The organism is Synechococcus sp. Cruz-7E5 (genome assembly GCF_024345995.1).
Taxonomy (GTDB): Bacteria; Cyanobacteriota; Cyanobacteriia; order PCC-6307; family Cyanobiaceae; genus Regnicoccus_A.
Genome location: NZ_JAGQCE010000004.1, coordinates 117708 through 142191, shown reverse-complemented (window position 1 = coordinate 142191; position 24484 = coordinate 117708). Strand labels below are relative to the sequence as shown.

28 protein-coding genes are annotated in these 24484 nt (G+C 64.8%); 14 read left to right on the top strand and 14 right to left on the bottom strand.

Features of this window, described 5'->3' with window-relative positions; genetic code table 11:
- Positions 1-5 precede the first annotated feature (5 nt).
- Together KBY77_RS06985 and rsmH are read right to left on the bottom strand one after the other, a co-directional pair.
- The gene (locus KBY77_RS06985) at positions 6-554 is read right to left on the bottom strand and encodes a DUF456 family protein (protein WP_255102837.1); all 549 of its coding nucleotides are present in this window, start codon (positions 552-554) and stop codon (positions 6-8) included.
- Complete coding sequence (gene rsmH, locus KBY77_RS06980) at positions 554-1453, bottom strand: 16S rRNA (cytosine(1402)-N(4))-methyltransferase RsmH (protein ID WP_255102836.1); 900 nt, start codon at positions 1451-1453, stop codon at positions 554-556. The genes KBY77_RS06985 and rsmH overlap by 1 nt, the downstream gene beginning before the upstream one ends.
- A 47-nt stretch (positions 1454-1500) precedes the next feature.
- Here rsmH and KBY77_RS06975 point away from each other — a divergent pair, with 47 nt between their 5' ends.
- Both KBY77_RS06975 and KBY77_RS06970 read left to right on the top strand, forming a co-directional pair.
- A complete protein-coding gene (locus KBY77_RS06975) occupies positions 1501-2685 on the top strand; it encodes an NAD(P)H-quinone oxidoreductase subunit H (RefSeq protein WP_255102835.1) in 1185 nt (394 codons plus the stop codon).
- A 23-nt stretch (positions 2686-2708) separates the two neighbouring features.
- Positions 2709-3122 carry a DUF2752 domain-containing protein gene (locus KBY77_RS06970; protein ID WP_255102834.1) on the top strand — a complete coding sequence of 138 codons (414 nt, stop codon included), beginning with the start codon at positions 2709-2711 and terminating at the stop codon, positions 3120-3122.
- Between the two features lie 17 nt (positions 3123-3139).
- On the opposite strand, the gene KBY77_RS06965 is transcribed toward KBY77_RS06970, so the two are convergent.
- Entirely contained in the window at positions 3140-4174 is a 1035-nt protein-coding gene (locus KBY77_RS06965) for a cyclopropane-fatty-acyl-phospholipid synthase family protein (protein ID WP_255102833.1), read from the bottom strand.
- 475 nt (positions 4175-4649) lie between these two features.
- On the opposite strand from KBY77_RS06965, the gene KBY77_RS06960 reads away from it, so the two are divergent.
- Positions 4650-5156 carry a thioesterase family protein gene (locus KBY77_RS06960; RefSeq protein WP_255102908.1) on the top strand — a complete coding sequence of 169 codons (507 nt, stop codon included), beginning with the start codon at positions 4650-4652 and terminating at the stop codon, positions 5154-5156.
- A 24-nt stretch (positions 5157-5180) separates the two neighbouring features.
- Here the strand turns inward: KBY77_RS06960 and KBY77_RS06955 are convergent, their stop codons facing one another.
- The gene (locus tag KBY77_RS06955; RefSeq protein WP_255102832.1) at positions 5181-5420 is read right to left on the bottom strand and encodes a hypothetical protein; all 240 of its coding nucleotides are present in this window, start codon (positions 5418-5420) and stop codon (positions 5181-5183) included.
- A 222-nt stretch (positions 5421-5642) separates the two neighbouring features.
- On the opposite strand from KBY77_RS06955, the gene KBY77_RS06950 reads away from it, so the two are divergent.
- A complete protein-coding gene (locus KBY77_RS06950; RefSeq protein ID WP_255102831.1) occupies positions 5643-5876 on the top strand; it encodes a hypothetical protein in 234 nt (77 codons plus the stop codon).
- A gap of 40 nt (positions 5877-5916) precedes the next feature.
- On the opposite strand, the gene KBY77_RS06945 is transcribed toward KBY77_RS06950, so the two are convergent.
- From KBY77_RS06945 to menA, 5 genes are all read right to left on the bottom strand, one after another.
- Positions 5917-6306 carry a hypothetical protein gene (locus KBY77_RS06945; protein WP_255102830.1) on the bottom strand — a complete coding sequence of 130 codons (390 nt, stop codon included), beginning with the start codon at positions 6304-6306 and terminating at the stop codon, positions 5917-5919.
- Positions 6307-6543: 237 nt separating this feature from the next.
- Positions 6544-7830: an AMP-binding protein gene (locus KBY77_RS06940; protein WP_255102907.1), complete on the bottom strand. Its 1287-nt coding sequence runs from the start codon at positions 7828-7830 to the stop codon at positions 6544-6546.
- Positions 7831-7847: 17 nt separating this feature from the next.
- Positions 7848-8153, bottom strand: a complete 306-nt coding sequence (locus tag KBY77_RS06935; RefSeq protein WP_255102906.1) for a hypothetical protein — start codon at positions 8151-8153, stop codon at positions 7848-7850.
- 17 nt (positions 8154-8170) lie between these two features.
- A complete protein-coding gene (locus tag KBY77_RS06930; protein WP_255102829.1) occupies positions 8171-9247 on the bottom strand; it encodes an enolase C-terminal domain-like protein in 1077 nt (358 codons plus the stop codon).
- Positions 9247-10266, bottom strand: a complete 1020-nt coding sequence (gene menA, locus KBY77_RS06925; RefSeq protein WP_255102828.1) for a 2-carboxy-1,4-naphthoquinone phytyltransferase — start codon at positions 10264-10266, stop codon at positions 9247-9249. Before menA ends, KBY77_RS06930 begins: the two co-directional genes overlap by 1 nt.
- A 75-nt stretch (positions 10267-10341) precedes the next feature.
- Between menA and KBY77_RS06920 the strand changes: the two genes are divergently transcribed.
- The 3 genes from KBY77_RS06920 to KBY77_RS06910 are packed head-to-tail and all read left to right on the top strand — an operon-like array spanning position 10342 to position 13813.
- Positions 10342-11775, top strand: coding sequence for an isochorismate synthase MenF (locus tag KBY77_RS06920; RefSeq protein ID WP_255102827.1), 1434 nt, complete (start codon positions 10342-10344; stop codon positions 11773-11775).
- Positions 11772-13508 carry a cyclic nucleotide-binding and patatin-like phospholipase domain-containing protein gene (locus KBY77_RS06915; protein WP_255102826.1) on the top strand — a complete coding sequence of 579 codons (1737 nt, stop codon included), beginning with the start codon at positions 11772-11774 and terminating at the stop codon, positions 13506-13508. Before KBY77_RS06920 ends, KBY77_RS06915 begins: the two co-directional genes overlap by 4 nt.
- Before the next feature lie 5 nt (positions 13509-13513).
- Entirely contained in the window at positions 13514-13813 is a 300-nt protein-coding gene (locus tag KBY77_RS06910) for an Mpo1-like protein (protein WP_255102825.1), read from the top strand.
- A gap of 44 nt (positions 13814-13857) precedes the next feature.
- Here KBY77_RS06910 and KBY77_RS06905 read toward each other — a convergent pair whose 3' ends face one another.
- From KBY77_RS06905 to grxC, 3 genes are read right to left on the bottom strand one after another with little or no spacing between them, the layout of a single operon-like run.
- Positions 13858-14901 (bottom strand): fatty acid desaturase, encoded by a 1044-nt coding sequence (locus KBY77_RS06905; RefSeq protein ID WP_255102824.1) that lies wholly within the window; start codon positions 14899-14901, stop codon positions 13858-13860.
- 46 nt (positions 14902-14947) lie between these two features.
- Entirely contained in the window at positions 14948-15961 is a 1014-nt protein-coding gene (gshB, locus tag KBY77_RS06900; RefSeq protein WP_255102823.1) for a glutathione synthase, read from the bottom strand.
- Between the two features lie 2 nt (positions 15962-15963).
- Positions 15964-16233 (bottom strand): glutaredoxin 3, encoded by a 270-nt coding sequence (gene grxC, locus KBY77_RS06895; RefSeq protein ID WP_255102822.1) that lies wholly within the window; start codon positions 16231-16233, stop codon positions 15964-15966.
- Positions 16234-16331: 98 nt separating this feature from the next.
- Between grxC and prfB the strand changes: the two genes are divergently transcribed.
- The 7 genes from prfB (at position 16332) to KBY77_RS06860 (ending at position 21148) form a co-directional block, all read left to right on the top strand.
- A protein-coding gene (prfB, locus tag KBY77_RS06890) for a peptide chain release factor 2 (RefSeq protein ID WP_255102821.1) occupies positions 16332-17457 on the top strand; the annotation gives its coding sequence in 2 pieces (ribosomal slippage) (positions 16332-16406 and positions 16408-17457; 1125 coding nt in all).
- Between the two features lie 17 nt (positions 17458-17474).
- Positions 17475-17702 carry a DUF3285 domain-containing protein gene (locus KBY77_RS06885; RefSeq protein WP_255102820.1) on the top strand — a complete coding sequence of 76 codons (228 nt, stop codon included), beginning with the start codon at positions 17475-17477 and terminating at the stop codon, positions 17700-17702.
- Positions 17699-18295: an rRNA maturation RNase YbeY gene (gene ybeY / locus KBY77_RS06880; RefSeq protein ID WP_255102819.1), complete on the top strand. Its 597-nt coding sequence runs from the start codon at positions 17699-17701 to the stop codon at positions 18293-18295. The genes KBY77_RS06885 and ybeY overlap by 4 nt, the downstream gene beginning before the upstream one ends.
- 101 nt (positions 18296-18396) lie before the next feature.
- Positions 18397-18819 (top strand): diacylglycerol kinase family protein, encoded by a 423-nt coding sequence (locus tag KBY77_RS06875; protein WP_255102905.1) that lies wholly within the window; start codon positions 18397-18399, stop codon positions 18817-18819.
- Positions 18820-18842: 23 nt separating this feature from the next.
- Positions 18843-19475 (top strand): aminodeoxychorismate/anthranilate synthase component II, encoded by a 633-nt coding sequence (locus tag KBY77_RS06870; RefSeq protein WP_255102818.1) that lies wholly within the window; start codon positions 18843-18845, stop codon positions 19473-19475.
- A gap of 161 nt (positions 19476-19636) precedes the next feature.
- Positions 19637-20326, top strand: a complete 690-nt coding sequence (locus KBY77_RS06865; RefSeq protein WP_255102904.1) for an MBL fold metallo-hydrolase — start codon at positions 19637-19639, stop codon at positions 20324-20326.
- Between the two features lie 261 nt (positions 20327-20587).
- Positions 20588-21148 carry a hypothetical protein gene (locus tag KBY77_RS06860; protein ID WP_255102817.1) on the top strand — a complete coding sequence of 187 codons (561 nt, stop codon included), beginning with the start codon at positions 20588-20590 and terminating at the stop codon, positions 21146-21148.
- A gap of 204 nt (positions 21149-21352) precedes the next feature.
- Here the strand turns inward: KBY77_RS06860 and KBY77_RS06855 are convergent, their stop codons facing one another.
- Entirely contained in the window at positions 21353-22615 is a 1263-nt protein-coding gene (locus KBY77_RS06855) for a histidinol-phosphate transaminase (RefSeq protein WP_255102816.1), read from the bottom strand.
- On the bottom strand, positions 22612-24456 hold the full coding sequence (gene argS / locus KBY77_RS06850) for an arginine--tRNA ligase (protein WP_255102815.1): 1845 nt from the start codon (positions 24454-24456) through the stop codon (positions 22612-22614). The genes KBY77_RS06855 and argS overlap by 4 nt, the downstream gene beginning before the upstream one ends.
- Positions 24457-24484: the final 28 nt, after the last annotated feature.

The following is a 24484-nucleotide window of genomic DNA, read 5'->3' as shown; positions in this document are numbered from 1 at the left end:
CCTGCTCAACCCGGCAGCAGCACCCGACTGAGCAGCACGAAACCCAGCACTCCGAGAAGGGCGAGAAGAAACTGAGCCACCCGGCTCACGAGCATCCCGGTGACCACGGCCAGCCCCACCAGCAGGGAGCGGCGAAGTCGGAGCAAGCCCAGGGGCCCGAGCGAGGTGGGGGCCGTGAGCAGCTCACCCAGCGATGCTCCAAGCAAAGGACCGAGCAGGGCCCCGAGCAGCGGTCCCCCCACCGGCAGCGCCGGCAACAGCCCCAGCAGACCCACCAGTAAGCCCAGGCCAGCGCCGAGATAGGCCCAGCGGGTGGCCTGCAGTCTGGCTGCTCCGAGCGTCACGCCGAGTACATCCGCTCCCCAGCCAAGGAGCAGGATCAGGGCAGCCAGCAGAAACTCCGGCCAGGTGCCCGCCCAGCCCTCGGCCCAGACCCAGACCGCCGCCCCCAACGGCAGCAGGACGAGCCCAGGCAACACGGGCAGCAGTGTGCCCGGGATCGCCATCAGCTGGATGGTGAAGGCGATACACCAGAACAGGTCAGCGCGATCCATCAGCGGTCCTCCAGCGAGAGATCCGTCCAACGCCGCCGGGCCATCCTGAACTTTGCCGATCGGCTGCGGGGATTCCGCTCCAGTTCTTCATCGACGGCCACCACAGGCTTGCGGGTCAGGCGCTCAAGGCGGCCATCGCCCAGAAACGCCTCCTTCACCCGCCGGTCTTCGAGGGAGTGAAAGCTGATCACCCCGAACAGGCCTCCCGGCATCAGCCAGTCGGGGGCCTTGTGAAGCAGGCGCTCCAGCGCCCCGAGTTCGTCGTTCACGGCGATGCGCAGGGCCTGGAAGGTGCGGGTGGCGGCATGGATGCGGCCATGGCGGGCCTTGGGGGGATAGCAGCCGGCCACCAGATAGGCCAGGGCCGCCGTGCCGCGACTGGAGCCGGTCCACGGCCGGGCTTCCACGATGCGGCGCGCAATCCGCCGAGACAGCCTCTCTTCGCCGTAGGCATAGATGAGATCAGCCAGTTCCGTTTCCTCCAGCCGGTCGATCAGCTCGGCGACCGTCTCACCGCCGGCGGTGTTCATGCGCATGTCGAGGGGACCATCCGTTCGAAAGCTGAACCCCCGCTCAGGCCGGTCCAGCTGGGGACTGCTAACTCCAAGATCAGCCAGCACCCCCACCAGGGGCTCCTTCGGGGAGTAGTCGGCGAAGTTGCATGGCAGCAGGCGAACCCGATCGGCGAAGGGAGCCAGCCGCTCAGCTGCAGCCGCCAGGGCCGAGGGATCCTGATCCAGGCCGATCAGGCGCAGACCGGGATGGGCGGCGAGCAACAGGGCGCTGTGGCCGCCGCCGCCCACGGTGGCATCAAGCAGGGTTCCCTCGCCCTGGATCTCGGCAAAACCAGCCACCACGGCGGCGGCGAGAACCGGCTGGTGGTCGAACGTCTGCTGCATGGGTTCCTTCCTAAGATCCCCGAGTTCGCCTTCGAGTCCACGGGCCCATGACGCAACTGGAAACGCGCACGGAGCCGATGGTGGTCAACTTCGGGCCGCACCACCCGTCGATGCACGGGGTGTTGCGCCTGGTGGTGACCCTCGACGGTGAAGACGTGGTGGATTGCGAGCCGGTGATCGGCTATCTGCACCGCGGCATGGAGAAGATCGCCGAAAATCGTACGAACGTGATGTTCGTCCCCTATGTGAGCCGCTGGGACTACGCGGCCGGGATGTTCAACGAGGCGATCACGGTCAACGCTCCCGAGAAACTGGCCAGCATTCAGGTGCCGAAACGCGCCAGCTACATCCGGGTGCTGATGCTGGAGCTGAACCGCATCGCCAACCATCTCCTCTGGCTTGGTCCTTTTCTCGCGGATGTGGGCGCCCAGACTCCCTTCTTCTACATCTTCCGCGAGCGGGAGATGATCTACGACCTCTGGGAAGCGGCCACCGGTCAGCGGCTGATCAACAACAATTATTTCCGCATTGGTGGCGTGGCGGCTGATCTGCCCTACGGCTGGCTGGAGAAATGCCTCGACTTCTGCGATTACTTCGGCCCGAAGATAGACGAATATGAGAAGCTGATCACCAATAACCCCATCTTCAAGCGTCGCATCGAGGGACTGGGGGTGATCAGTCGGGAGATGGCGATCAACTGGAGCCTGTCGGGTCCGATGTTGCGCGCCTCCGGGGTCCCGTGGGATCTGCGCAAGGTTGACAAGTACGAGTGTTACGACGACTTCGAGTGGGACGTGGCCACGGAGCAGGAAGGTGATTGCTACGCCCGCTATCGGGTGCGGATCGAGGAGATGCGCCAGTCGCTGAAGATCCTGCGCCAGGCCTGCACAGCCATCCCCGGCGGCCCCACCGAAAACCTCGAAGCCCGCCGCATGAGCGAAGGCAAGAAGAGCGAGTGGTACGGCTTCGATTATCAGTATGTAGCCAAGAAGGTGGCGCCGACCTTCAAGATTCCCAGTGGTGAGCTCTACGCCCGGGTGGAATCAGGCAAGGGTGAACTGGGGGTGTTCATCATGGGCAACGACGATGTGACCCCCTGGCGCTGGAAGATCCGAGCCGCTGATTTCAACAACCTGCAGATCCTGCCCCACATCCTCACCGGGGCCAAGGTGGCCGACATCATGGCGATCCTGGGCTCGATCGACGTGATCATGGGTTCGGTGGACCGCTGAACGCCGGCGGCAGCCAGTGGCGGGTGCGTGGTCGGAGAGGCCGCTGGCTCGATCAGTTGCGCCGGTGCGGCATCGCTTTGCCTGCGCTGCTCACCGGCTACCTCTGGCTGAAGGGCTGGCATCCGGCTCTGCCTGGACTGAGTTGTCCACTGCGGGCACTCACGGGTCTTCCATGCCCCACCTGCTTCCTGACCAGGTCCACGGCCGCGGCCCTGCATGGCCGCTTCACGGAGTCGGTGGACCTGCACGCCTTCGGGCCGATCGCCGCTGTCGCCCTGCTGGCGTGGTCGGCGCAGGCTCTCTGGACCCGGCGGCTGATGCCCAAGGGGCTGAAGGACACCCACCTGGCCCTGGCGACGCTGCTGCTGCTGCTCTACTGGGCTGGACGGATGGGGCTCACCTATGGAGTCGGCATTGCCGTCTTTCCAGACACCTAGAACCGACTCAGCAGGGCTCAGGCATGGGTCAACAGATACTGGCCGTTGCCATTGAATTCGCCATCACAGCTGCTGAAGATTGTCCCAAGCAACAGGAGATAAAAGCGCCATATTCGCCGAAATCTTGCATAGCCCATGCCATAGTTCAATTGCCTGGCCACATCCTGGCAGGCATCAAATCGATTCAGCCAGGCAGCGAGAGTCTGGTGATAGTTGGTTCCATTCATATACCATCTTTCAATGGTTCTCAGGTCGCGATCGTGGCCGGGAACGGCGTCATGATTCCAGTATCTCCCATGCGGGAAAATATACTTGTGGGTGAAGCCCGACGACATGTTGTTCGGGATTCGCACGGTGATGATATGAATCAGGACCTTCCCCTGGGGCTCCAGCAGGGAAGCCAGCCTGGCGAAGGCCTTGGTGAGATTGCCCACATGGCAGAACACGCCAACCGAGATGATCTTGTTGAATTTTTCCGGGAACACCACCTCGTTGATGTCACCCTCCACGAGGGTGAACCTGCCAGAGCTCAGGTGACTACGAGGATCATTCATCTTCCCACGCATGTACGCACATTGCTGCCGGCTCAGGTTGACCCCCGTGCAGCGCAGGTTGGGGAACTTTGAAAGGATGTAATTGGGAACGCAGCCCCACCCACAACCAAAATCAAGGAGATTGTCTCCATCCACAATGCCTAGACGCTCAATCATCTGATCAATCATGTGCCGTTGCGATTCCTCCAGATCTCTGGCGCCATGCTCCCAGTATCCAGTGCTGTATTTTGGATAGATAGGCTCCCAATCACCCAGCATTCGGTTCAGCATTTCCTGGGGGCGATCATACTGAATCTCCATCAGCTCCCTGGATGATTCCGCAATCTGATCAGATTCCTCCAGCACCCATTCGTATGGCGCCAACAGACCAGGGAAGTGGCGAAACAGGATGGGCATGGAGGCGTGGATCATCCCTCGGAAGAGAGAGTCAGGAATTTCCAGACCATTGATGTAGGCCTCCGCCATGGCCATCTGGGCCTGGTTGAAGGCTCCTGCCATCAGACGGGTCCCCCTATACCCCAGGGAGTGACTGGCTTCCCTGGACCGGGGCTCGGCCGAAGCCGCCGACAGGGCTCCAGATAGATCAACGATCGAACGTGCCATCAGTGAACACCCAAAAAGCAGGACTGGAAGACCGACCTCTGCCGGGGAAAGCATGAGTTGTGCGCCTGGAACCCCTTGACGCCCTCGCCGCCACTCAACTCGTGTTCAAAGCATTGCTCTCAAAAGCCGCCTTGACCAGCAAGACAGGAAAACGACATTTTCTGTCATCATCTGTCTGACCATCACCTGGACGGATCCTTGCTGGCTGGGATGCCGATCTCCACCACCAGCCTGGTCACCAGGCGCGGCGGGGAGGTGGGATCATCTATATGGGCAGGACATAACGGGAGACCCAAGTTCAAGGCAAGCCAAGATTGAATCGAGCGGCAACAACATGACCAGCGACCTCCTCGGCAGCGGGACGGCCCCAATCGATCCCTCCGGGTGGTTGCTGCTCCACCGAAGGGTGCGTTTCGGCGAGACCGATGCCGCCGGCGTGATGCACTTCCACCAACTGCTGCGTTGGTGCCATGAGGCCTATGAGGAGAGCCTCGAAGCCTTCGGGATTTCAGCCGCTGCGATCTTTCCCACCCCCGGCCGGACCCCTGAGACCCATGACACAGACGACCCCTGCCCGCCGAAGGTGGCTCTTCCGATCGTGCATTGTCATGCCGACTTCCTGGCACCCCTGGTGTGCGGCGATCCGCTGGCAATCGGCCTCGCACCACGACGGCTCACGTCCGGAAGTTTTGAGGTGAGCTACAACTTCACGTGCCTCGATGTCCCCAGCCGCCTAGTGGCCCGTGGCCTCACCCACCACGTGGCCATCGAGGCCACCAGCCGGCGGCGCTGCGGGCTGCCGGAGCCGATCGAGCGCTGGCTGGAGGCCTCAGCCGGCTGGGAGTCTCCTCCCTCAACTCCGGAAGAGCAGGGGTGATGGAGCCGACGCTTAACGATCCAGTCAGAGGATTGGTGGCCGGCGGGAGAGCGCCCAGAGCAGGGCCGCCAGCTGCAACGGGAGCAGGCTGGCCACCAGGGTGAGCGGATGGAAGCCATCCTCCACCGCCACCCCCGCCAGGGAGAAACTCACCGAGGCCGCCATGGCGATGAGGAGCGTCAGGCCGAGACGGCCGGAGAGCCCGGGTGCCCGCAGATTGAGGGCTCCAGCCTTAGGTGATGATGTGGGGCCGCGGCCAGCCATCAGAACCACTCCTTCTTGGCATCGATGTAGGTGGCCTTGAACTCGTCGGGGATTTTGTTGAGATAGATGATCCCCCTTGATCATACTGATCACGTTAAAACTCCTAAAATCCACTGAGTCATCCAAAGAATAAGAGCGAATGAACTGCAAACTTGGCAACCCTTGACAAAGGCACACGAACCATTATCGCATCCAACAAAGCTGGCAAGAATCAAAGTCGGGATGAGCGACAGCAAGCCTAACAAACAAGCATGCCATAAGGAGCGCAATCAACGACAAGTCTATATTGCTCAAGCACGCCCCTTAAAAGTAGCCATGATGCAGGAAATTGCTTTCGTCATTCCATTGTTGTCCATACTGGAATTGCCAATCGTCGCTCTAAGCATAAATCAGGAAGTGATTATAGTTCATTTGCGGAAAACTGTGACAAGAACAGTATTGATATCGCATCAATGACAGAAAGCATTCCCTCAATGACAGGTTAGCCTTGCGCAGCTTAAGGGAGTTCATATTGTACACGATCAAGCGCCTGTTGATACACAGGGATTGGATCGACAAACAAGTAGGCAATATTGCCAGCCCATGATATAATCAGACAAAATCCTAAAGCCAAGCAAATCCAAAAAATACCGCTAGGCTTTGTAATGATTTGACAATCAATATCATAAGCTCCTTCCTTGCGTTTACTAGGGCTGACAGTAACAGTCGCTTGAATCCTTGCCAGAAATCCAAGGCTTACACCTTGACTGCCATCTGTCACGATTATAGTGTTATTTCTTGCAAGAATTTGCCCTCCTAATCTTCTTAGAGAGAGCTGCACAGCCTCTACAACTTCTTCGATTGGCTCGGAAGTCCTGAGCTGCAGAAAAGCTGTCTTGATAGCCATAAAATCAAAAAATCAGAGTTGTTGTCAGGATTTATTCAAGCAATCATTAGAGTTTAAGCTCCATCCTCTTATCTCCTGCCTGCTTTAGGCCCCCAGCAGGAACTTGTGGATGCCGACGTCTCCAGAAAGATGCAGGACAGCGCTTCCGCCAGCTGTTTGTTTCTGACTTCGGTGAGATGGCTGACGGTCATGGCGGATCCGGTGCCCCCCCGCTTCTAGCCGCGGTCCGGGCCGTTGTCATGGATCCGTAATAGTGGCGTCAGCCGGCCCATCGGCCGACGTCGACTCCCGGGCCGTCAGCCAGCGGCTCCAGCGCCCCCGCTCCCACTTGCCCAGGACATTGGGGGCCAGATCAGGGCAGGCCAGCCAATGTTGGGGGCGCTGGGCAGGGGGAAGCCGTTTGGCCAGCCGCTGGCAATGGGCGATGAGGGCCGCCGTTGTGGCGGTGGACGCCTCAGGCCCTGGCGCTGGTGACCCTGAGGCCCCGCCATGACGCACCAGGGCCACCAGGCGCTCGCCCCAGAGGGGATCACGGCAGGGCAACAGCAGCAACTGGTCCAGGGGCAGCTCCTCCGCCCGGGCCCAGCCCAGCAGCCGAGCCTCCACCTGTTCAGGGAAGACGGTTTCGCCGCCGCTGCTGATCGCCCCATCCAACCGCCCCATAATCTCCAGCCCAGCGGGGCCGAAGCGGGCCCCATCGCCACTGCACCACCAACCCTCCTGAAGCTCCAGGGGCTGCAGCTGCCCGGCCTCCAGCAAGCCCGGGCTGAGGCGTTTCGTGCGCACCAGCAGGGCACCATCGGGGTCAAGCCGCAGCTCCACGTCGGACAGCGCCCGGCCACACCCCCCATCCCCCTCCAGGAAACGCTCCGGAGGCAGGGCCGCCACCATCGCGGCGGTTTCGCTGGCGCCATAACAGGGAGAGAGCGGGATCTCAGCCGCCCGGGCCCGGGCGGCCAACTCGCTGGAGAGCGCCGCGCCTCCCACCCAGACCACGGCGCAGCCCCGCAGCCAGGCGCAGCCCTCCGCTGCGGCCAGCAGCCGCTCCAGCTGGATGGGAACCAGGGAGAGCAGCGCTGGACGGTCGGCTGAAAGGGGAAACGCCGCCGCCAGATCCCGGGGCCGGCGCATCAGCTCCGGCGGCAGCCTGCGCCAGGACGTCCCCCAGACCCGGCTCCGCACCAGGGGCAGCAGACCGCTGACGTGATGAAGCGGCAGGGGGTTGAGCTGCAGCATCGCTGAGGGATCCAGCCCGATCGATTGCAACCACTGGCCAGTGGCGCACGCTGAGGCCTCCAGGTTGGCCAGGGGCTGCAGGCACCAACGGCGGCCGCCGGCACTGCCGCCACTGCCCACCACCACTGCTGCGCCGCTCAGGACTGACCCTGCCAAAGCGGCGCCGAGCAGGTCCTGCTCCTGCTCCGCGCAGAGGCCCACCAGCCGCTCCTCACGCCAGGCCTGCTCAAGCCGTGCCACCAGCCCCTCGGCCGGCTCGGCGCTGGTGAGCAGCAGAGGAGAACCCATCGGCAACGATCCCGCGTTCAGTCCTGCCGTGCGCGGCGGGCGGCGATCCCCGCCTCCACAGCGGTGACAGCAGCGAGCAGCAGCAGGCCAATTAGACCGACAAGCTGTTGCCGCGGATCGGCCTGGGAGCCCAGATCCACTCCGTCCCGCTGGCCGAGCACCAGGCCGAGCACAAACCAGCCGGTGCTCAAGGCCGAGGTGATCCAGTAGGCCCGCCAGCGTCGTTGATAGATGTAACCGGTGCCCAGGCCCGGCACCAGGTTGAGGACCACGGCCACCCAGGGGGCCGAGGCCGCCAGGGTGTCCTGCTTGCTGAGGCTCATCGCGGTGGCGGTTTTGTTCACGCCAACTCTGGCGGCTCCAGCCAACGCCCGGCGGCCGCCGCCCAGACCAGCTCGGGGTCGGAACTGGCCAGATCGCCGCTGGCGCCCCAGCCCGGGGCCAGACCCGGCGCCGCGGGGGTCGGTCCCCCTGCCTGGAGAGCGGCCAGCTGGTTCAGCCAGCGGCGGCCGATGCCGGTCTCGAAGCCCGTGCTGAGCATCAGCCGGGGCACCCCTGCCCGCAACTGCGCCAGCAGGGGCCTGGGGTCTCCCTCCTGGGAGGGCCGTCGCACCTGCCAACCGCCCCAGCTGCGGCGCAGACCCGGATGCTTCGCCAGCGACTCATCCAGGGCCACCGGAAGGGCCGGGGGGCCAGCCGCCAGGGCGAGCAGACCGGCGTGGTCGGCGGGAGCCAGCGGTTGCTCCAGCCAATCCAGGCGAGCCTCAGCGGCAAGCCGCGCGCCCCAGGCCGCAGCTGTTGGGCGCGCCCAGCCCCCATTGGCATCCAGGCGGAGTCTGGCCCCGCTCGGCAAGCGCTCCAGCAGCAGCTCCAGCAACTGACGCTCCTGAAGGTCATCCGTAGCCGCCACTTTCCACTTCAACGTGAGGGGGAGAGCGCCGGGCTGAGCTGGCTGGCTCTGCTGGTGGCTATCCAGGATCCGCTCCAGGGCTGATAACAGCGGCGGTCCTGCCGGCAGCAGCCATGCAGAGACCGGCGGCGGCAGCCACCCCCCGGCGGCGGGCCCCACCAGCCCCTGGATCTCGCCCAGGGCGGCACCGAGGGCAAAGGCCAGCGCCGCCGGCAGGGCCGGCAGGCGTGCCTCCAACTCCTGGCACTCGATCGTTGGACCCAGGGCTTCCATGGCCCTGGCGATGCTGACAAGCTCCGGGCCCTCAGCCCCTTGATCGGCGCCCGACGACAGCGGGGCCGCCTCCCCCCAGCCCTGATCGAGCACCGGCGCAGGCCCCCTACCTCCCCCAGCCAGCACCTTGAGCCGGAGCAGCCAGCCGCGCTTGCTCCTCAGCGTGCCCCGACCGGTGACAAGAGGCGAGGGCAGAACCAGTTCAAAGGGCCGCCAGTGCAGGCCCAGGGTCATCACAGCGGCAGCCAGGGGCCGATCGCCAGGCCCAGCGCCAGGCCCAGACCATTGAAAGCCTGGAAGCGCAGGGCCAGGAACTTGCTGCCGGCGATCCGCTCAGGTGTGTCGTGGTGATCGCGCAGCAGCTTGATCAGGCCCCTGGCTGAAGGCAGGCCCACGATCCCCAGCAGGGCCGTCAGGGGCCAGCGCCCCAGAAGCACCGGTGCCCACTGCAGGGCCAGGCTCAGGGCGATGAACCAGGGCACCAGGGCAGCGGCGCCGGCCGTGCCCAACTTCACCACCGGCGAGCGTTTGCCGTGGCTGGCGTCCTGTTCCACCTGATGGAAATGGGAGCAGAACAGCACCAGGGTGGTCGCCAGGGCGGGTCCGCTGCCGAGCAGCAGGGCCGCCTTCCATGGGATACCGGCGACAGGAACCAGGTCACCGAGCCCGGCGCCGGCCGAGGGCGCCAGCGCCAACAGGGCGGCGGCGGTTGCCAGCGGGCCGAAGGCGAGCCAGCAGAGTGGTTCACCCAGGCCGCGGTAGCCCAGTCTCAGGGGTGGTCCCTGGTAGATGTAGCCGAGCGCGCAGCAGCCCAGCACCAGCGCCAGCACCAAGGGGTTGCTGCGGGCCGCCACCAGGGCAAACAGCGCCAATCCGAGCGCCAGGCAACCATTGGCGAGCTGGGCCACCCGGTCGCGGCGGCCGGTGAGATTCACCAGGGAATGGGGCTTGCCGAGCCGGTCCACGCCGGTATCAGCATCGAAGACATCGTTGGCCAGGTTCTCCCAGCCCAGCAGCAGCACCGCCGCCAGGAGGAAAGCCAGCAGTTGATCGAGGCGAGGCACCTGGCCCCGGCCGGTCCACCAACCCGCAGCCAGCAGCACCGGCATCACCGCCACCGAATACATCGGCCATTTGATCGCCGCCTTCCAGAGGCGGCGGCGGGATGGGTCGTGGGAGCGGTCCCAGGGCGACAGGTCGCCGGCGGAGTTCCCATCGGCGTAACGGCTTGCGACGACCTGGGGGTCGGACATGGGCAGCGGGGACGGCGGACCGGAAAGCACCCATACATTTGAGCAGCTTTCCTGGCCACCGCCGCCATCGTCCTGGTGCAGGTCGTTCCCTCCTTCACCGAACTGCTCGCCGCCGCCGCCCAGGGGGCACGGCAGCTGGAGGAAGAGGGCGTGCTCAGCCTGGCGCTGCCCATGCCCTGCCGGGATCCCCTGGCGCTGCTCCCCCACCTCGATGACGGGGGACGCTTCCGCTTTCTCTGGGACGGCGCGCCCGGGCTCTGTCTGGCAGCCAGCGGCAGCACCCACCGCCTGGAGCTGAGCGGACCGAGGCGCTTCGAGCTGGCCCAGCGCTTCAGCGCCATGAGCCTCAGCCGTCTGGGGCAACAGCCCCAGCACGTTCCGCCCCTGGCCAGGCCGAGGGTGCTGCTGGCCTTCTCCTTTTTCGACAGTCCCCTGCAGGAGGGCAGCGGCTCCGTTGCCGGCGTGCAGGCCGTGCTGCCCCGCTGGCAGCTGAGCCGTCAGGGACGCCATTGCTGGCTGCGGCTGCAGCGCTGCCTCGGCGGAGAGGTCACCCCCCGTGGCGTGGCCGAGGAGCTCTGGGAGCGGGCCCAGCTGCTGAGCCGGCTACCGACCGAAGGCGAAGGCGGTCTGCCAGGCACCAGCGGGGTGGGCATCACCAGCCGCTCCTGCTGGGAGAGCGACTACCGCGAGGCGGTGCGTCAGGCCCTGGACCTGGTGGAAAGCGGCGCCCTGCGCAAACTGGTGGTCGCGGTACGCCAGCAGGTGGGACTGGATCAGCCGCTCGAGCCCCTGGAGCTGCTGGCCCGCCTGCGCCGCCACCAACCGGGCAGCTGCCGCTTCCTCTGGCAGCAGCGACCCGGCGATGCGCTGATCGGGGCGTCGCCCGAGCGGTTGCTGGCGGTGCGGCAGGGGCAACTGCGCTGCGATGCCTTGGCAGGCACAGCCTCCCTGGGACCACCGGCCGAGCAGCTCACCCATTCGGTCAAGGACCGCCACGAGCATGAACTGGTGGTGGAGGCGATCACCCGGGTGCTCTCGGAGGCTGGACTGACGCCCCGGCGGCCCCGCCACCCCAGACTGGCCAGACACGGCAAGCTGGTTCATCTGCACACCCCCATCACCGCCGCCCTGATGGAGCACCAGCCCCTGGCCCTGGCCGAGGCCCTGCATCCCACCCCGGCGGTGGCCGGGCTGCCGCGGCGGGAGGCGATGGCCTGGTTGCGCAGCCTCGAACCGTTCGAGAGGGGCCACTACGCCGCACCGATCGGCTGGATCGACAGTGCCGGTGATGCCGAGCTGAGGGTGGCGATCCGCAGTGGTCGCCTGCAGGGCCACCAGCTGGAACTCACCGCCGGCGCCGGTCTTGTGCGCGGTTCCGAGCCGGAGCGGGAACTCCAGGAAGTGGCCCTGAAGCTGGGGGTGCTGCAGCAGCAGCTCAATCTTCCGCTCGAATCCCCAATCCAGCGGGTCGGCCAACCCCAGGGCGAGCGAGCGTCCTGGTGGGGATGAGCGACCCGTCCCCAGAGGAGCGCCTCCAGCAGGTGTTTGCCAGCTCCCGTCTGTTCCGCACCATCCCGCCAGAGTGCCTCGAGGCCCTGAATCCACTTCCGCTCAGCCTCTTGGAGGGGCAGCTGCTCTTCCAGGAAGGGGACGCCGCCAAGCTCGCCTATGTGATCGAGTCGGGCATCCTCGGACTGTTCAACGGCCCCCTGAGCCCAAGCACGGCCTGGTTCCGGAAAGTGGTGCGCGGTGATCTGGTGGGGGAATACGGACTGCTGGGCGATGAGCCACGGTCCGCATCGGCGATCGCACTCACCGATCTGAACGTTTTTGGCTTCAACCTGGAGAATCTGCGCCAGCTGCTCTCCCTCTCAGAAGAGCTCCAATCGCTGCTGATCACAACCCTGGCTGATGCGGCCTCGATCGGACGTGACCCGCGGCGATCTGCCCTGGGCACGATCCTGATTCACAACGCCAGCCCATACTCCCACCTCACCAAGCTGGTCCTGGAGGGCTTGCCGGAAGAACTGATCAGCCTTGGCGCCGGTGAGATCTCACTGGGCGAAGGTCCACTTCTCAGCCCCTTCACCAATGAAGCCGACCTCCACCTGGCACTGACCCAGGCCACCGGAGCGGGATTGAGCCGGGTGTTCCTCACACAGGCTCCAGAGCTGCTGAGCTCCCGTAATCAGAAGCTTCTCGACCGCCTGGTGATTCTCACGGACGGGACTGCCGATCACATCCAGATTCCCGATCCGACCAAAGCGGAGTGCATCCTGGTCCGGCTCTGGCCAAGCGATCAGGAGCGCCCCTGCACGAAACCCTGGGGCGGCGGCAGGCGCGTCTCCTTTGTGCTCAATGTCCGATCCGGCCAGCGCAGCCATCTGCAGCGGCTGGCCCGAACGGTGCTGCGTCGTCAGAATGTGCTGGTGCTCGGCGGGGGTGGGGCCAGGGGATTTGCCCATGTGGGAACGATCGCCGCACTGCAGGAGTGCAAGGCCCTTGACATCGACATGGTGATGGGGGTGAGCATCGGAGCGCTGGTGTCATCGCTGGCCGCATTCGATCTCAAGGCCGATGAGATTCTTGGCCACCTTGAGCGGGTGATCATCCGTTCACGGCCCTACTCGCTGACCCTTCCACGGCAATCACTCTTCTCCCTGGCCAATTCAGAACGAGAACTCAGGGCCTTCTTCGGCCCCTCGCAAATCGAAGACAGCTGGCTGGTGCTGCAGTGCTTCTCCACCAACCTATCCACCAATCAGCTGCAGGCCTGGACCAGCGGCGACATCCCCACCGCCGTGCTGGCCAGCATGTCAGTGCCAGGGATCTTCCCGCCCGTGGAAGATGCCACAGGACACCTGCATGTGGACGGAGGGATCCTGAGCAATCTGCCGATCGCTCCAGCCCGTGCGCTCACCGACGGACGGATCATTGCGGTGTCCCTGGATGTGGAGCCTGATTCGGCCAATAACTACGGTCCGGATCGCCAGCGACGACGCCCGTCACTGGCTAAAACCCTCATCAATGCGATGATGTGTGCCTCCCATTCCACATCCCATTCCCAGGAACGATTAGCCGATATTGTGCTCAGGCCGGAGATTGGGCACATTCCGTTTCTGGAGTGGAAAAGTTATCTCCAGAGTTTCGAAGCCGGTTACAAGCATGCCCGTGAGAACCTCTCCTCCTGGTCTGGCCATGAGGCGGTAGTCAAATCACCCTCCCAGGATTCGACGTCCTGATCACGATGCTGAACGGTCAACCCTGGAGCGAATGGATCAAACGCTACGAGCGGAGCCATCGCCACCCGCTGAACCGCTTCTGCCATCTCATCGGCATCCCTTTGATAGTGATCTCCCTGGTGGCCGCGGCCCTGGCCATCTGGTGGCCTGGACTTGGTTTCCCTGCCGCGGCGCTGTTCCTGGCCGGATGGGCTTTGCAGTTCGCCGGTCACGCGGTGGAGGGAACCCTGCCGGAATTTCTGGGCGACCCTCGCTTTCTGCTGGTGGGTGTGCGTTGGTGGCTGCAGGCCATCAGGGGAAACTGACCAGCCACCTTGGTACCTCCCTTGGGACTTGAGCTAACCAACGCTCAGAGCAGGAGAGCCACGCCCTCCGCATAGCTGTTCAGTTTCGGCAGGGGAGGATGACCGTTCCGACTGAGCACCTCTTCCGCGATAAGTGTGGCCTGGGGCAGCTTGTCGTAGGGGATGGAGGGGTAGGCGTGGTGAAGGGAGTGATGGGGCAGACCTCCCATCAGCAGATTCACCAGAGGACTGGCTTCAATGTTGCGGGAGCTGTAGAGCTGGGTGAGCTCATAGGTGGAAAACCGCTTCCAGATTCCATGGTGCTCAATCATTCCGCGTACCTGCATCAGAGCCCCCACCACCCGCTCCACCACCACCAGCATCAACAGCAACTTGATCAGCTGGCCATGGCCGATCGCCCAAGTGAACATGGCGGCCTGCACCACCAGGATCCCGATCCCATCGCTGACCAGGCCTCCAATCAGTCTCGAATGGCTGTCGCGCAGCTTCCAGCCGAACCAGAACATGGAACCAATCAACTGGATGCCGCCGAGCACCAGCACGCTCAGCCAGAAAGGATGGCTGAAATGGAGCCGCCTCCACCAACCGGCCCTGGCCAGTTCCTCTTCGGATGGTTCACGTCGTTCCGGATCGCGGAGATCCATCCCGTTCATACGGTGGTGAAGCTGATGGAGATTGCGGTACGTGCGATAAGGCCATGCCACGGGCCAGCTCAGGGCGCATCCCAACGCCTGCTCAGCGTTGCCGAGATCTAGCAGGCTGGCATGGCTGATGTCGTGGGTGCTGATCATCACGAAGCCATAAAACACGGCCGCCGCCAGCAACCAGAGAACAGCCAAAGGCAGATACGGCTCGCGGATATACATGACCAGGCAGGCAAGGGCCGGCAACAGCAACAGCAGCAGCCGGCCCCAGCCGAGGGCACGATTCACCTTGAACAAGGGCTGAACCGCATCCTCGATCTCTTCGGTCATCAGCCGATCAGCCCGACGACTTGCCCCCTCCATGACGTCATCCCGGCTCGTGACGGTGTTGCTCGTGACAGTGTCGCTCTGCTGGGAGTTGAGCGGATGGGAATCGGAGCTCATTGGTCCCGCGGGGGAGGCTTGAACCGCAGAGTAGTTCGAGTTTCAGTCAGCTCGCCAGCAGCGCCTCAATGGTGAGATCAGCCAGGGGCACCCCGCCCAGCCGCTCGATCTCACGCACGCCTGTGGGGCTGGTCACGTTGATCTCACTGAGGCGGTCGCCGATCACATCGATGCCAACGAAGAAAAGCCCAGCCTCGCGCAGGGCAGGTGCCAGCTCGGCACAGATGCGGCGCTCGGCGTCGGTGAGGGAGGTGGCTTCGGGCTCCCCACCCACAGCCAGGTTGCTGCGGAACTCTCCGGGCAAGGGGCGGCGGTTCACGGCACCGAGCGGTTCGCCGTTCACCAGCAGGATGCGCTTGTCGCCAGCCACCACCTCGGGCAGGAAGGCCTGGGCCATCACCGGCAGCTGGCCCTGGTTGGTGACCAGCTCCAGCAGGGCCCGCAACCCCGGCGCCCGCGCCTCGCTGCGCACCACCCCCTGACCGGCGCGTCCGCTGAGGGGCTTGAGCACCACCTCGCCGTGCTCGGCGGCAAAAGCCGAGAGCTGATCGATGTTGCCGCTCACGAGGGTGGGCGCCATCAGATGGCTGAAACGCAGGGCGCCGAGCTTCTCGTTCCAGGCCCGGAGGGAGGCCGGCCGGTTGAGCACCCTCACCCCGGCTGGCTCGGCCAGCTCCAGCAGATGGGTGGCGTAGAGGTAAGCCTCATCAACGGGCGGATCCTTGCGCATCCATACCCAGGGGAAGGCGTCAAGCGGCATCCGCTCGGGTTCCCCCAGCTCCACCCAGGGCTCGGGAATCTCCCAACCAGCTGCAGTGGGGCGAATCTGGGCGAGGCGGGCGGGCTGGGCCAGCACCGTGGGGCGGTGACCCGGCTCAGTGGCGTCGGCTCGCTGCCCTTCCACCGCCAGATCGGCCAGGCTGCAGATCCAGACCTGATGGCCGGCACGCTGGGCCGCCTGCATCAGGGCAACGCTCGAATCCTTACCCGGACGCAGACGCTGGACCGGATCGACGAGAAAGAGGTGGGAGCGGCTGGCGGCCTCGGCGCGACTCGGCACCCTCAGGCCCCTTGCAGCAACTGATCGAGCCGGCCAGCTCGCTCCAGGGAATGGAGTTCATCGCAGCCGCCGATGCCCCGGTCGTCGATGAAGATCTGGGGGAGGCTGGAGCGGCCTTCAGCCCGCTGAGCCATGGCGGCACGGGCCGCCTGATCGCCATCGATGGCGTATTCCTCGTAGGCCACACCCTTGCGATCGAGCAGGGCCTTGGCTCGGACGCAGAAGGGGCAGAACCGCCAGGTGTAGATCTCGACCTTCGCCGGTGTGTTCACCACAATCGACCAACTACATGGCAATGGCGGGATCCTAGAAGCCTCTCCAGTGGCCCAGTCCCGCTGATACGGTCGGGAAAACCGTTGGGCAGCAGCCAGTGCTCGATCTCACCGACTTCAAGCGCGACCTCTCCGAGCTCACCGACCGCCTGGGCCATGCCCAGGACTGTCTTTGACGTACCGGCCCTGAACGCGCGTCAGCAGGACCTGGAGCAGCTGGCCTCCCAGCCCGACTTCTGGGACGACCAGCAGCAGGCCCAGAAGCAGATGCGCCAGCTCGATGAGGTGAAGGCGCAGCTGGAGCAGTTGCAACAGTGGCGAACCGCTGTGGAGGATGCCCGCGCAACCCTTGAGCTCTACGACCTGGAGCCCGACGAAGAACTGCTGGCTGAGGCCAATGGCGGCCTGCAGAAGCTCAAGGCCGAGCTCGATCGCTGGGAGCTGGAGCGACTTCTGAGCGGCATCTACGACAAGGAGGGCGCCGTGATCTCGATCAATGCCGGCGCCGGCGGCACCGACGCCCAGGACTGGGCCCTGATGCTGATGCGGATGTACACCCGCTGGGCCGAAGACCATGGCATGAAGGTGTCCGTGGATGAGCTCTCGGAAGGGGAGGAAGCGGGCATCAAGAGCTGCACGATCGAGATCGACGGCCGCTACGCCTACGGCTACCTGCGCAACGAGAAGGGCACTCACCGGCTGGTGCGGATCTCGCCGTTCAACGCCAACGACAAACGGCAGACCAGCTTCGCCGGCGTCGAGGTGATGCCCAAGCTCGATGAGGAGGTCAAGCTCGACATCCCCGACAAGGACCTGGAGATCACCACCTCCCGCTCCGGCGGAGCCGGCGGCCAGAACGTCAACAAGGTGGAGACAGCGGTGCGCATCCTGCATGTGCCCACCGGCCTGGCGGTGCGCTGCACCCAGGAGCGCTCCCAGCTCCAGAACAAGGAGAAGGCGATGGCTCTGCTGATGGCCAAGCTGATGGTGATCGCCCAGGAGCAGCGCGCCTCCGAGATCGCCGACATCCGCGGCGACATCGTTGAAGCCGCCTGGGGCAACCAGATCCGCAACTATGTGTTTCACCCCTACCAGATGGTCAAGGATCTGCGCACCGCCGTGGAAACCACCGATGTGCAGGGGGTGATGGATGGCGACCTGGATCCCTTCATCCAGGCGCTGCTGCGCCAGGGTGTGGAGATCGCCGCCGATGTGGCCGCCTGAGCCCTGCGCATGCCCCAATGACTGAAAGCAGCAACCCAGACACCAGCCCAGCCGAAGCCAACCTCTCGGAATCCACTCCCACGCAGGCAGCTGCCAGCCCACCGCCCAGCTTCGTGAAGCTGGCGATGCGCAACATGGTGCGCAAGGGCCGCCAGAGCCTGCTTCATTTCGGCCTCACCGCCGTGGGATTCAGCGCCGTCCTGCTGCTGCTGGCCTGGTTCGGCCGGCCCAGCCTGCCCCAGTGACCTCGATTCTTCGCCCTGGCCTTGATCTGGCCTTCAGCTGTGACGAGCAGCTGAGCCCGGAGTTACTGAAGGCCGCTGGCCGCCTGGCAGACCCTGCCAGGGCCGATGGGCAGTGGCTTGATCTGCTGGCAACCTGGCTGGAGCAGATGCAGCCCGAGTTGCCGGAACCTCTGCGGGCGAGGGCCTACAGCCTGGGGCTGAGCCTGGTGGGCGACGGGGAAATGGCCGAGCTCAACGAAAGCTGGCGGAGTCAGGAAGGCCCCACCGATGTGCTGGCCTTCGCCGCCCAGGACGAGGGGCTGGCAGGGGCGCCGGCGATGCCGAAGCTGCCGGCGCCTGAGCCCGATCAAGAGGAGCCCCTGGAGCTGGGCGACATCGTGATCTCCCTGGAGACGGCTGCCCGCCAGGCTGAAACGGCGGGCGTGAGCCTGGCCCGGGAGCTTCACTGGCTGGCCAGCCACGGCCTGCTCCACCTGCTGGGCTGGGACCACCCCGACGATGCCCGCCTGGAGGCCATGCTGCGCCGCCAGGATCAACTGCTGGCTTGCTCCGCCTGTAGCGACGGCAGCGAGCCCCCTGGACGACAGCGGTAACGTTCAGCCCGGATGCCCGATGCGGCGGAACGCAAGGAGGAGGAAGCAGCATGGTTAACCCGGTCCCTCTTGAACCGGTGCCCCTTGCGCTGGCTGATCCCATGAACAGCGACTCACCGCGACGGGGGCGTGGCCAACGAAGTGGGGCATGGCGTGTGGCCAGCGATCTGCCCCTGAGCTTTCGCTATGCCGCCCAGGGCCTGGCTTACGGCTTCACCAGCCAGCGCAACTTCCGCATCCATGCGATCACCGGCGGCTGCGTTTTCGCCCTGGGGGTGTGGCTGCAGCTGAGCACCGAGCAGCTGGCACTGCTGGTGCTCACTGTGGCGGCAGTGCTGGTGCTGGAGCTGATCAACACGGCGATCGAGTCGGTGGTGGATCTGGCCATCGGCCGCCGCTTCCATCCCCTGGCCCGCATCGCCAAGGACTGCGCCGCTGCGGCCGTGCTGGTGGCCGCAGCGGCCTCGCTGCTGATCGCCGCCCTGCTGCTGCTGCCGCCCCTGCTGCTGCGCCTGGGCGTTTGAATGGAGGCCTGGCGGCTGGCTTGATGCTCCTGGTTCTCGACAATTACGACAGCTTCACCTTCAACCTGGTGCAGTACCTCGGTGAACTGGCGACGGAGCACCCGATCGCCGCCGATCTGCGGGTGGAGCGCAACGATGCCCTCAGCGTGGATCAGATCAGAACCCTGCAGCCAGCGGCCATATTGATTTCACCAGGCCCGGGCGACCCCGACCAGGCCGGGGTCTGCCTCGATGTGCTGCGGGAGCTGGGACCGACCGTGCCGACCCTGGGGGTCTGCCTGGGCCACCAGTGTCTGGCCCAGGTGTTCGGCGGCCGGGTGGTGCGAGCCGATGAGCTGATGCACGGCAAGACCTCCCCTGTGCTGCACGGAGGACAAGGGGTGTTCGCCGGCCTGCCCAGCCCGCTCACAGCCACCCGTTACCACAGCCTGATCGCGGAGAGGTCCAGCCTGCCGGCGGAGCTGGAGATCACCGCCTGGCTGGAAGACGGCACGATCATGGGTCTGCGCCACCGCCACTTCCCGATCGAAGGCGTGCAGTTTCATCCGGAGAGCGTGCTCACCCAGGACGGTCACCGGCTGCTGGCCAACTTCCTGCGCCAGGCGGCCCAGCACCAGCAACCCAGCGCCAGCCCCCTCACCGGAACTCCCTCCTGAAAGCCTCCATGCCAACGCTGCTAGGTTCGCGCCACGATCAGCGCCTGCGGCGCGCACCAGCTGGCATGGCCTCCGCATCAGGGCAACCGCACCAGGCCCCCTCCAGCAACGGCAGCAAGGCCCATCGCCGCCGGGCAACAGCCGTGGGCGCGGCGTCCCTGATGGCTGCTGTGAGTCTGGGCCTGCCTGGCGCCGGCCTGGCCGTCGGTGGGGTCTCAGTCACCAGCTACGGCCACAGCGCCCTGCTGATCCAGGGCGGTGGTGCCACCGTGCTGGTGAACCCCTTCAAGGCCGTGGGCTGCGCTGCCGGCCTGGCGGAGCCGCGGGTGCGCGCCGATGTGATTCTGGCCAGCAGCCGGCTCCTGGATGAGGGTGCCCCGGTGGCCTCCGGCCGGATGCTGGTGACCCCTGGCTCCTACCGGGTTGCTGGCCTGAAGCTGGAGGGGGCAGCCATCCCCCACGACCGCATCGGCGGACGGCGCTTCGGCCAGGCCACGCTCTGGCGCTGGAAGCAGGGCGGCCTGGAGATCGCCCACCTGGGCGGAACTGCTGCGCCCCTGCGCCCCGAAGACCGAGTGCTGATCGGCAAGCCCGATGTGCTGATCATCGGCGTTGGCGGTGGCGCCAAGGTGTATACCGGCGCTGAGGCGGCGGCAGTGGTGCGTGCGCTCGAACCCCGGCGAGTGATCCCGGTGCAGTACGTGAGTGGCAACGCCCCAAGCGGCTGCGATCAGGGCAGCATCGAGCCCTTCCTGGAAGCGATGAGCGGCACACCGGTGCAACGGGTGGGACGCACTGTGAGCTTCAGCGCGCCGCTGAGTGATGGGCCCCAGATCAAGGTGATGCGCTGAAGCGATTTGATTTACGACAGCTCATCGTTGCATCAGCTGATCCATCGCCTGAGCTTATTCAGCGGCCCCATTCCGTTCTAGAGGCCATTACGAAGAGTGTTGCCAAACCTTTGCATGGCAACTAGCCCAAGGAGCATGCTATATGCTCTAAGCAGGAAATTGATTCATTTGCTACTTAATTGAATCAATAAAGACACTAGGCAGCATTTTCAGGCCGCCTGGATTGACGACTTCGTACTTTATTCATGTCTTTGGGTCTATATGAAATACCCCACCTCTCCTCTGCAAAAGATTCCCTTCCAAGTGCTTAGCACAGCATTCGGCTCAGTTTTTGGGAAACTTAGGCCGGAATGCGCTTTCTCTCTTGATGTCGGCGTCATCGCCCCCAAGCTCATCAAGCTGATGCCACCTAAGTTGACACAAAAACTCAAGCCATTACTTTCCAGCAAGGAGAATCTTGGGTTTATCATTCACGGCCTGACTTTTGGCCGATCCAAGGCACAGCTTTCCTTCTTGATTCTTGTCTTAGGCGCCGACACCATCAAGTCCGCCACTCTTCAAGGATTTCTGCTCCCAACGGCCAGCCTGGAATCTGACGATGACGACGAACTTCCAGTCACCAAAGAATGCACGAGCCATCTCTGCATCACCCGCGGTGACGAGTCCCTATGCGAGGAATGGAGCATCGTGGTTCCCCTTGAGCTGTACTGCCCTCCAGCCAACGATGGATGCCCCAATACCCCCTGCAGTGCGGACTCCGGATCTGGTGGCTCGGGTGGTGGTGGCTTTGGGGGACTAAATATGGATCAGCTGATCAACTGATTCATCTGCCCTTGCCCATTAAAGCTTGGCAAGCATCAACCTTCTGAGACAACGTCGTTTAATTCCAGAGCACATTGAGCGGCTAGCATGAGAATATAAGTCCAGGCAACCAATGATCGACTTCAGCAATTTGACCATCGATTCATCGTCAATAGCAGATGAGATTATCAGCATGTTCTCTATGATGATTGGGCAATAACAGCTTCATCCGACATTCTCAGGGCGATCGGTCACGATTGCTTGATCATCCGACCTCAAGTCAATCTGTTCAACCTTGCAGAAACTCCGCCAGAAGCGTCCCATCTGCTCGCTGGTGCCCAGGCTCACCCGCAAGGCCCCATCGATCAGGGGCTTGCCGGCCATGGAACGCACCAGGATGCCCGCCTTTCGCAGCTCAGCCTCCACCTGGGCAGCCGGCCAGGAGGGCCAGATCAGCAGATAGTTGCCACCAGCAGCGTGGTACCGCACGCCGGAAGCCTGGAGTTGCTCCAGCAACCACTCCCGGGCCCGCAGCACTTCGGCCACGTAGGCGTCGGTGTAGGCCTGATCGGCCAGGGCGGCGCGGGCTGCCGTCACGGCAAAGCTGTTGATGTCGTAGGGACCGGTGACGCGGCCCACCCGGTCCACCAGGGCCTGCGCGCCGATCGCGAAGCCGATGCGCAGCCCCGCCAGACCTGCCGTCTTGGCCAGGGAGCGCAGCACCAGCAGGTTCGGATGGGCCGCGAACGGATCGGCGCCAACCCCATTACCGCCTCCTGGCGATGCCGCTGGGGCGTTAAGCAGAAGAGGCAGCACGCTGTCGCCGGTGAAGGCCTCGTACAGCTCATCCACCACGACCAGCGTGCGCGGCGCGGCGGCCGCCAGCTCGAGGATCCGCTCAGGCGCCAGGCGGGTACCGGTGGGGTTGTTGGGATTGCAGATCAGCAGGAGGCGCGGCGGATGCCAGTCGCTGCTGGCTTCGCCGGCACCACCGGGACCGAGCAGCGCCGCGCGGATCTCCTCGAGCGGAAAAACAAAATCAGGCATCCGGTAGGGAATCGCCTCGATCGTCATGCCCTGCATCCGGGCACAGGGGGTGTAGTAACCGAAGGTGGGACTGGTGGTGAGCAGCCGATCGCCCTGGGCGCCGTAGGCCTGGAACACCGCATGCAGGGCAGCATCGACGCCGTTGAACAGGCCGATGTGGGCGGGAATGAGCGCTTCAGGGCCGGCAGCTGCTTCAGTTACGAGCGCACTGATCACCGCCTCGCGCAGGCCGTCGTATTCGGGATAGATGGCGTAGTGGTCGGCGGGGATGGCGCGGATCGCCTCCACCACCTGCGGGCTTGGGCCTACTGTGTTTTCGTTGAAGTCGAGTCGCAGCAGGCCCCGGCGACCCTCCAAGGGGGCGCTGTAAGCAACCAGGTCCTCTACCTCGGGGCGGGCCGAGAGAGCCCCAGCTGAATGCGGCCGACGGGTTTCGCTCACATCCTCTCCAGCGTCGGGATGCCCAGCAGGCCCAGGCCCAGCCGCAGCGTGTCGGCGGTGAGGCGACAGAGGGCCAGCCGTGAGCCCCGGGCCGGTTCCTCCGCCTTGAGCACCGGCACCTGGTCGTAGAAGCGGTTGAACACCTGGGAGAGCTCGAAGAGGTAGGAGCAGAGCCGGTTGGGCAGCAGTTCCTCCTCTACCTCGGCGATCACGGTGTCCAGCGCCAGCAGCTGGCGCGCCAGGGCCCATTCCTGGGGCTCACTGAACACCAGGTGATCAGGGAAGCCCGCGGCCGATTCCCCCTCGCCGGCGCCGAGGCCGCCGCGGCGGGCAATGCCAGCGACGCGCACCAGGGCATAGAGCAAATAGGGCGCCGTGTTGCCGGCCAGGGCCAGCATGCGATCGAAGCTGAACTGGTAGTTGGTGATCCTGTTGGTTGAGAGATCCGCATACTTCACCGCGGCAATGCCCACGGTGGTGGCTACAAGCTGGATGAAGGCCTCGTCTTCCTCACGCTCCTCCTCGGCCAGCCGGCGACGCAGATCGGCCTCGGAGCGCTCCACCGCCTCATCGAGCAGGTCTTTGAGCCGAACCGTGTCGCCGGAGCGGGTCTTGAGCTTCTTACCGTCTTCCCCCTGCACCAGGCCGAAGGGCACGTGCTCCAGCCGTCCTCCCTCAGGCACCCAGCCGGCGCGGCGCGCCACCTGGAACACGGCGGCGAAATGGCTGGCCTGGCCGGCATCGGTCACGTAGATCAGCCGGCGGGCGCCATCCCCCTCCGGAGGCACGGCGAACCGGTAGCGGAGCGCGGCCAGGTCGGTGGTGGCGTAGTTGAAACCGCCGTCGCTCTTGCGCACGATCAGCGGCAGCGGCCGGCCGTCCTTTCCTGTCACGCCCTCGAGGAACACGCACTGGGCACCGGCATCGGTCACCAACAGCCCGCTGGCCGCCAGATCGACCACCACCGGCTCCAGATAAGGGTTGTAGAACGACTCGCCCCGCTCGCTCAGGCGGATATCGAGCCGGTCGTAGATCTGCTGAAACTCTCGCCTCGACTGCTCACACAGCAGCTGCCAGGCACGGCGGCTCACCGGATCGCCACTCTGCAGCTTCACCACTTCCTCGCGGGAGGTGGCCTGGAAAGCCTCATCAGCGTCGAAGCGCGCCTTGGCCTGGCGGTAGAAGGCCACCAGATCGCCCAGATCGACCGCATCCGCAGTGGTGAGCGCCTCGGGTGCCACCTGCTTGAGATGGGTGATCAGCATGCCGAACTGGGTGCCCCAGTCGCCCACGTGGTTCAGCCGCAGCACCGCGTGGCCGCGAAACTCCAGCACCCGCGCCAGAGCGTCGCCGATGATCGTAGAGCGCAGGTGCCCCACGTGCATCTCCTTGGCGATGTTGGGGCTGGAGAAATCCACGATCACCGGAGCCAGCACCTCAGCGGAGCTGGCCTGAACGGGATCTTCCGCCGCGCTGGGCACCCCCAGACGGGGATCGCCCAGGCGGGTGCTCAGCTCCGCCGCCAGCGTCCGAGGGCGCAGGGTGAGGTTGATGAAACCAGGCCCAGCGATCTGGGCGGGTTCGCACAGCTCGGCGAAGGACGAATCGGCGGCCAGCTGGTCCACGATGGCGCTGGCGATGACCCGCGGCGGTTGCTTCAGGCGCCGGGCCAGGGCCAGGGCTCCGTTGGCCTGGAAATCACCGAATTCCGGCTGGCTGGCTGGCGCCAGCTGCGGATCCAGGGGGGTGCCGTCCCCGCTGGCGGCGGCGGCCTCCGCCGGGAACGCCCGCTCCAGGGCCGCGCGCAGCTGGGCTTCAAGGGCGTGGGCGATGCGGAGCATGGGTGGCGGGTGCGGCCGAAGCGCCGTG

Coding starts and splice junctions, on each gene's coding strand:
- KBY77_RS06985 (WP_255102837.1), bottom strand. CDS start 554: ATGGATCGCGCTGACCTGTTCTGGTGTATCGCCTTCACCATCCAGCTG.
- rsmH (WP_255102836.1), bottom strand. CDS start 1,453: ATGCAGCAGACGTTCGACCACCAGCCGGTTCTCGCCGCCGCCGTGGTG.
- KBY77_RS06975 (WP_255102835.1), top strand. CDS start 1,501: ATGACGCAACTGGAAACGCGCACGGAGCCGATGGTGGTCAACTTCGGG.
- KBY77_RS06965 (WP_255102833.1), bottom strand. CDS start 4,174: ATGGCAGGAGCCTTCAACCAGGCCCAGATGGCCATGGCGGAGGCCTAC.
- KBY77_RS06955 (WP_255102832.1), bottom strand. CDS start 5,420: ATGGCTGGCCGCGGCCCCACATCATCACCTAAGGCTGGAGCCCTCAAT.
- KBY77_RS06950 (WP_255102831.1), top strand. CDS start 5,643: ATGAGCGACAGCAAGCCTAACAAACAAGCATGCCATAAGGAGCGCAAT.
- KBY77_RS06945 (WP_255102830.1), bottom strand. CDS start 6,306: ATGGCTATCAAGACAGCTTTTCTGCAGCTCAGGACTTCCGAGCCAATC.
- KBY77_RS06940 (WP_255102907.1), bottom strand. CDS start 7,830: ATGGGTTCTCCTCTGCTGCTCACCAGCGCCGAGCCGGCCGAGGGGCTG.
- KBY77_RS06935 (WP_255102906.1), bottom strand. CDS start 8,153: ATGAGCCTCAGCAAGCAGGACACCCTGGCGGCCTCGGCCCCCTGGGTG.
- KBY77_RS06930 (WP_255102829.1), bottom strand. CDS start 9,247: ATGACCCTGGGCCTGCACTGGCGGCCCTTTGAACTGGTTCTGCCCTCG.
- menA (WP_255102828.1), bottom strand. CDS start 10,266: ATGTCCGACCCCCAGGTCGTCGCAAGCCGTTACGCCGATGGGAACTCC.
- KBY77_RS06915 (WP_255102826.1), top strand. CDS start 11,772: ATGAGCGACCCGTCCCCAGAGGAGCGCCTCCAGCAGGTGTTTGCCAGC.
- KBY77_RS06910 (WP_255102825.1), top strand. CDS start 13,514: ATGCTGAACGGTCAACCCTGGAGCGAATGGATCAAACGCTACGAGCGG.
- KBY77_RS06905 (WP_255102824.1), bottom strand. CDS start 14,901: ATGAGCTCCGATTCCCATCCGCTCAACTCCCAGCAGAGCGACACTGTC.
- KBY77_RS06885 (WP_255102820.1), top strand. CDS start 17,475: ATGACTGAAAGCAGCAACCCAGACACCAGCCCAGCCGAAGCCAACCTC.
- KBY77_RS06875 (WP_255102905.1), top strand. CDS start 18,397: ATGAACAGCGACTCACCGCGACGGGGGCGTGGCCAACGAAGTGGGGCA.
- KBY77_RS06870 (WP_255102818.1), top strand. CDS start 18,843: ATGCTCCTGGTTCTCGACAATTACGACAGCTTCACCTTCAACCTGGTG.
- KBY77_RS06865 (WP_255102904.1), top strand. CDS start 19,637: ATGGCTGCTGTGAGTCTGGGCCTGCCTGGCGCCGGCCTGGCCGTCGGT.
- KBY77_RS06860 (WP_255102817.1), top strand. CDS start 20,588: ATGAAATACCCCACCTCTCCTCTGCAAAAGATTCCCTTCCAAGTGCTT.
- argS (WP_255102815.1), bottom strand. CDS start 24,456: ATGCTCCGCATCGCCCACGCCCTTGAAGCCCAGCTGCGCGCGGCCCTG.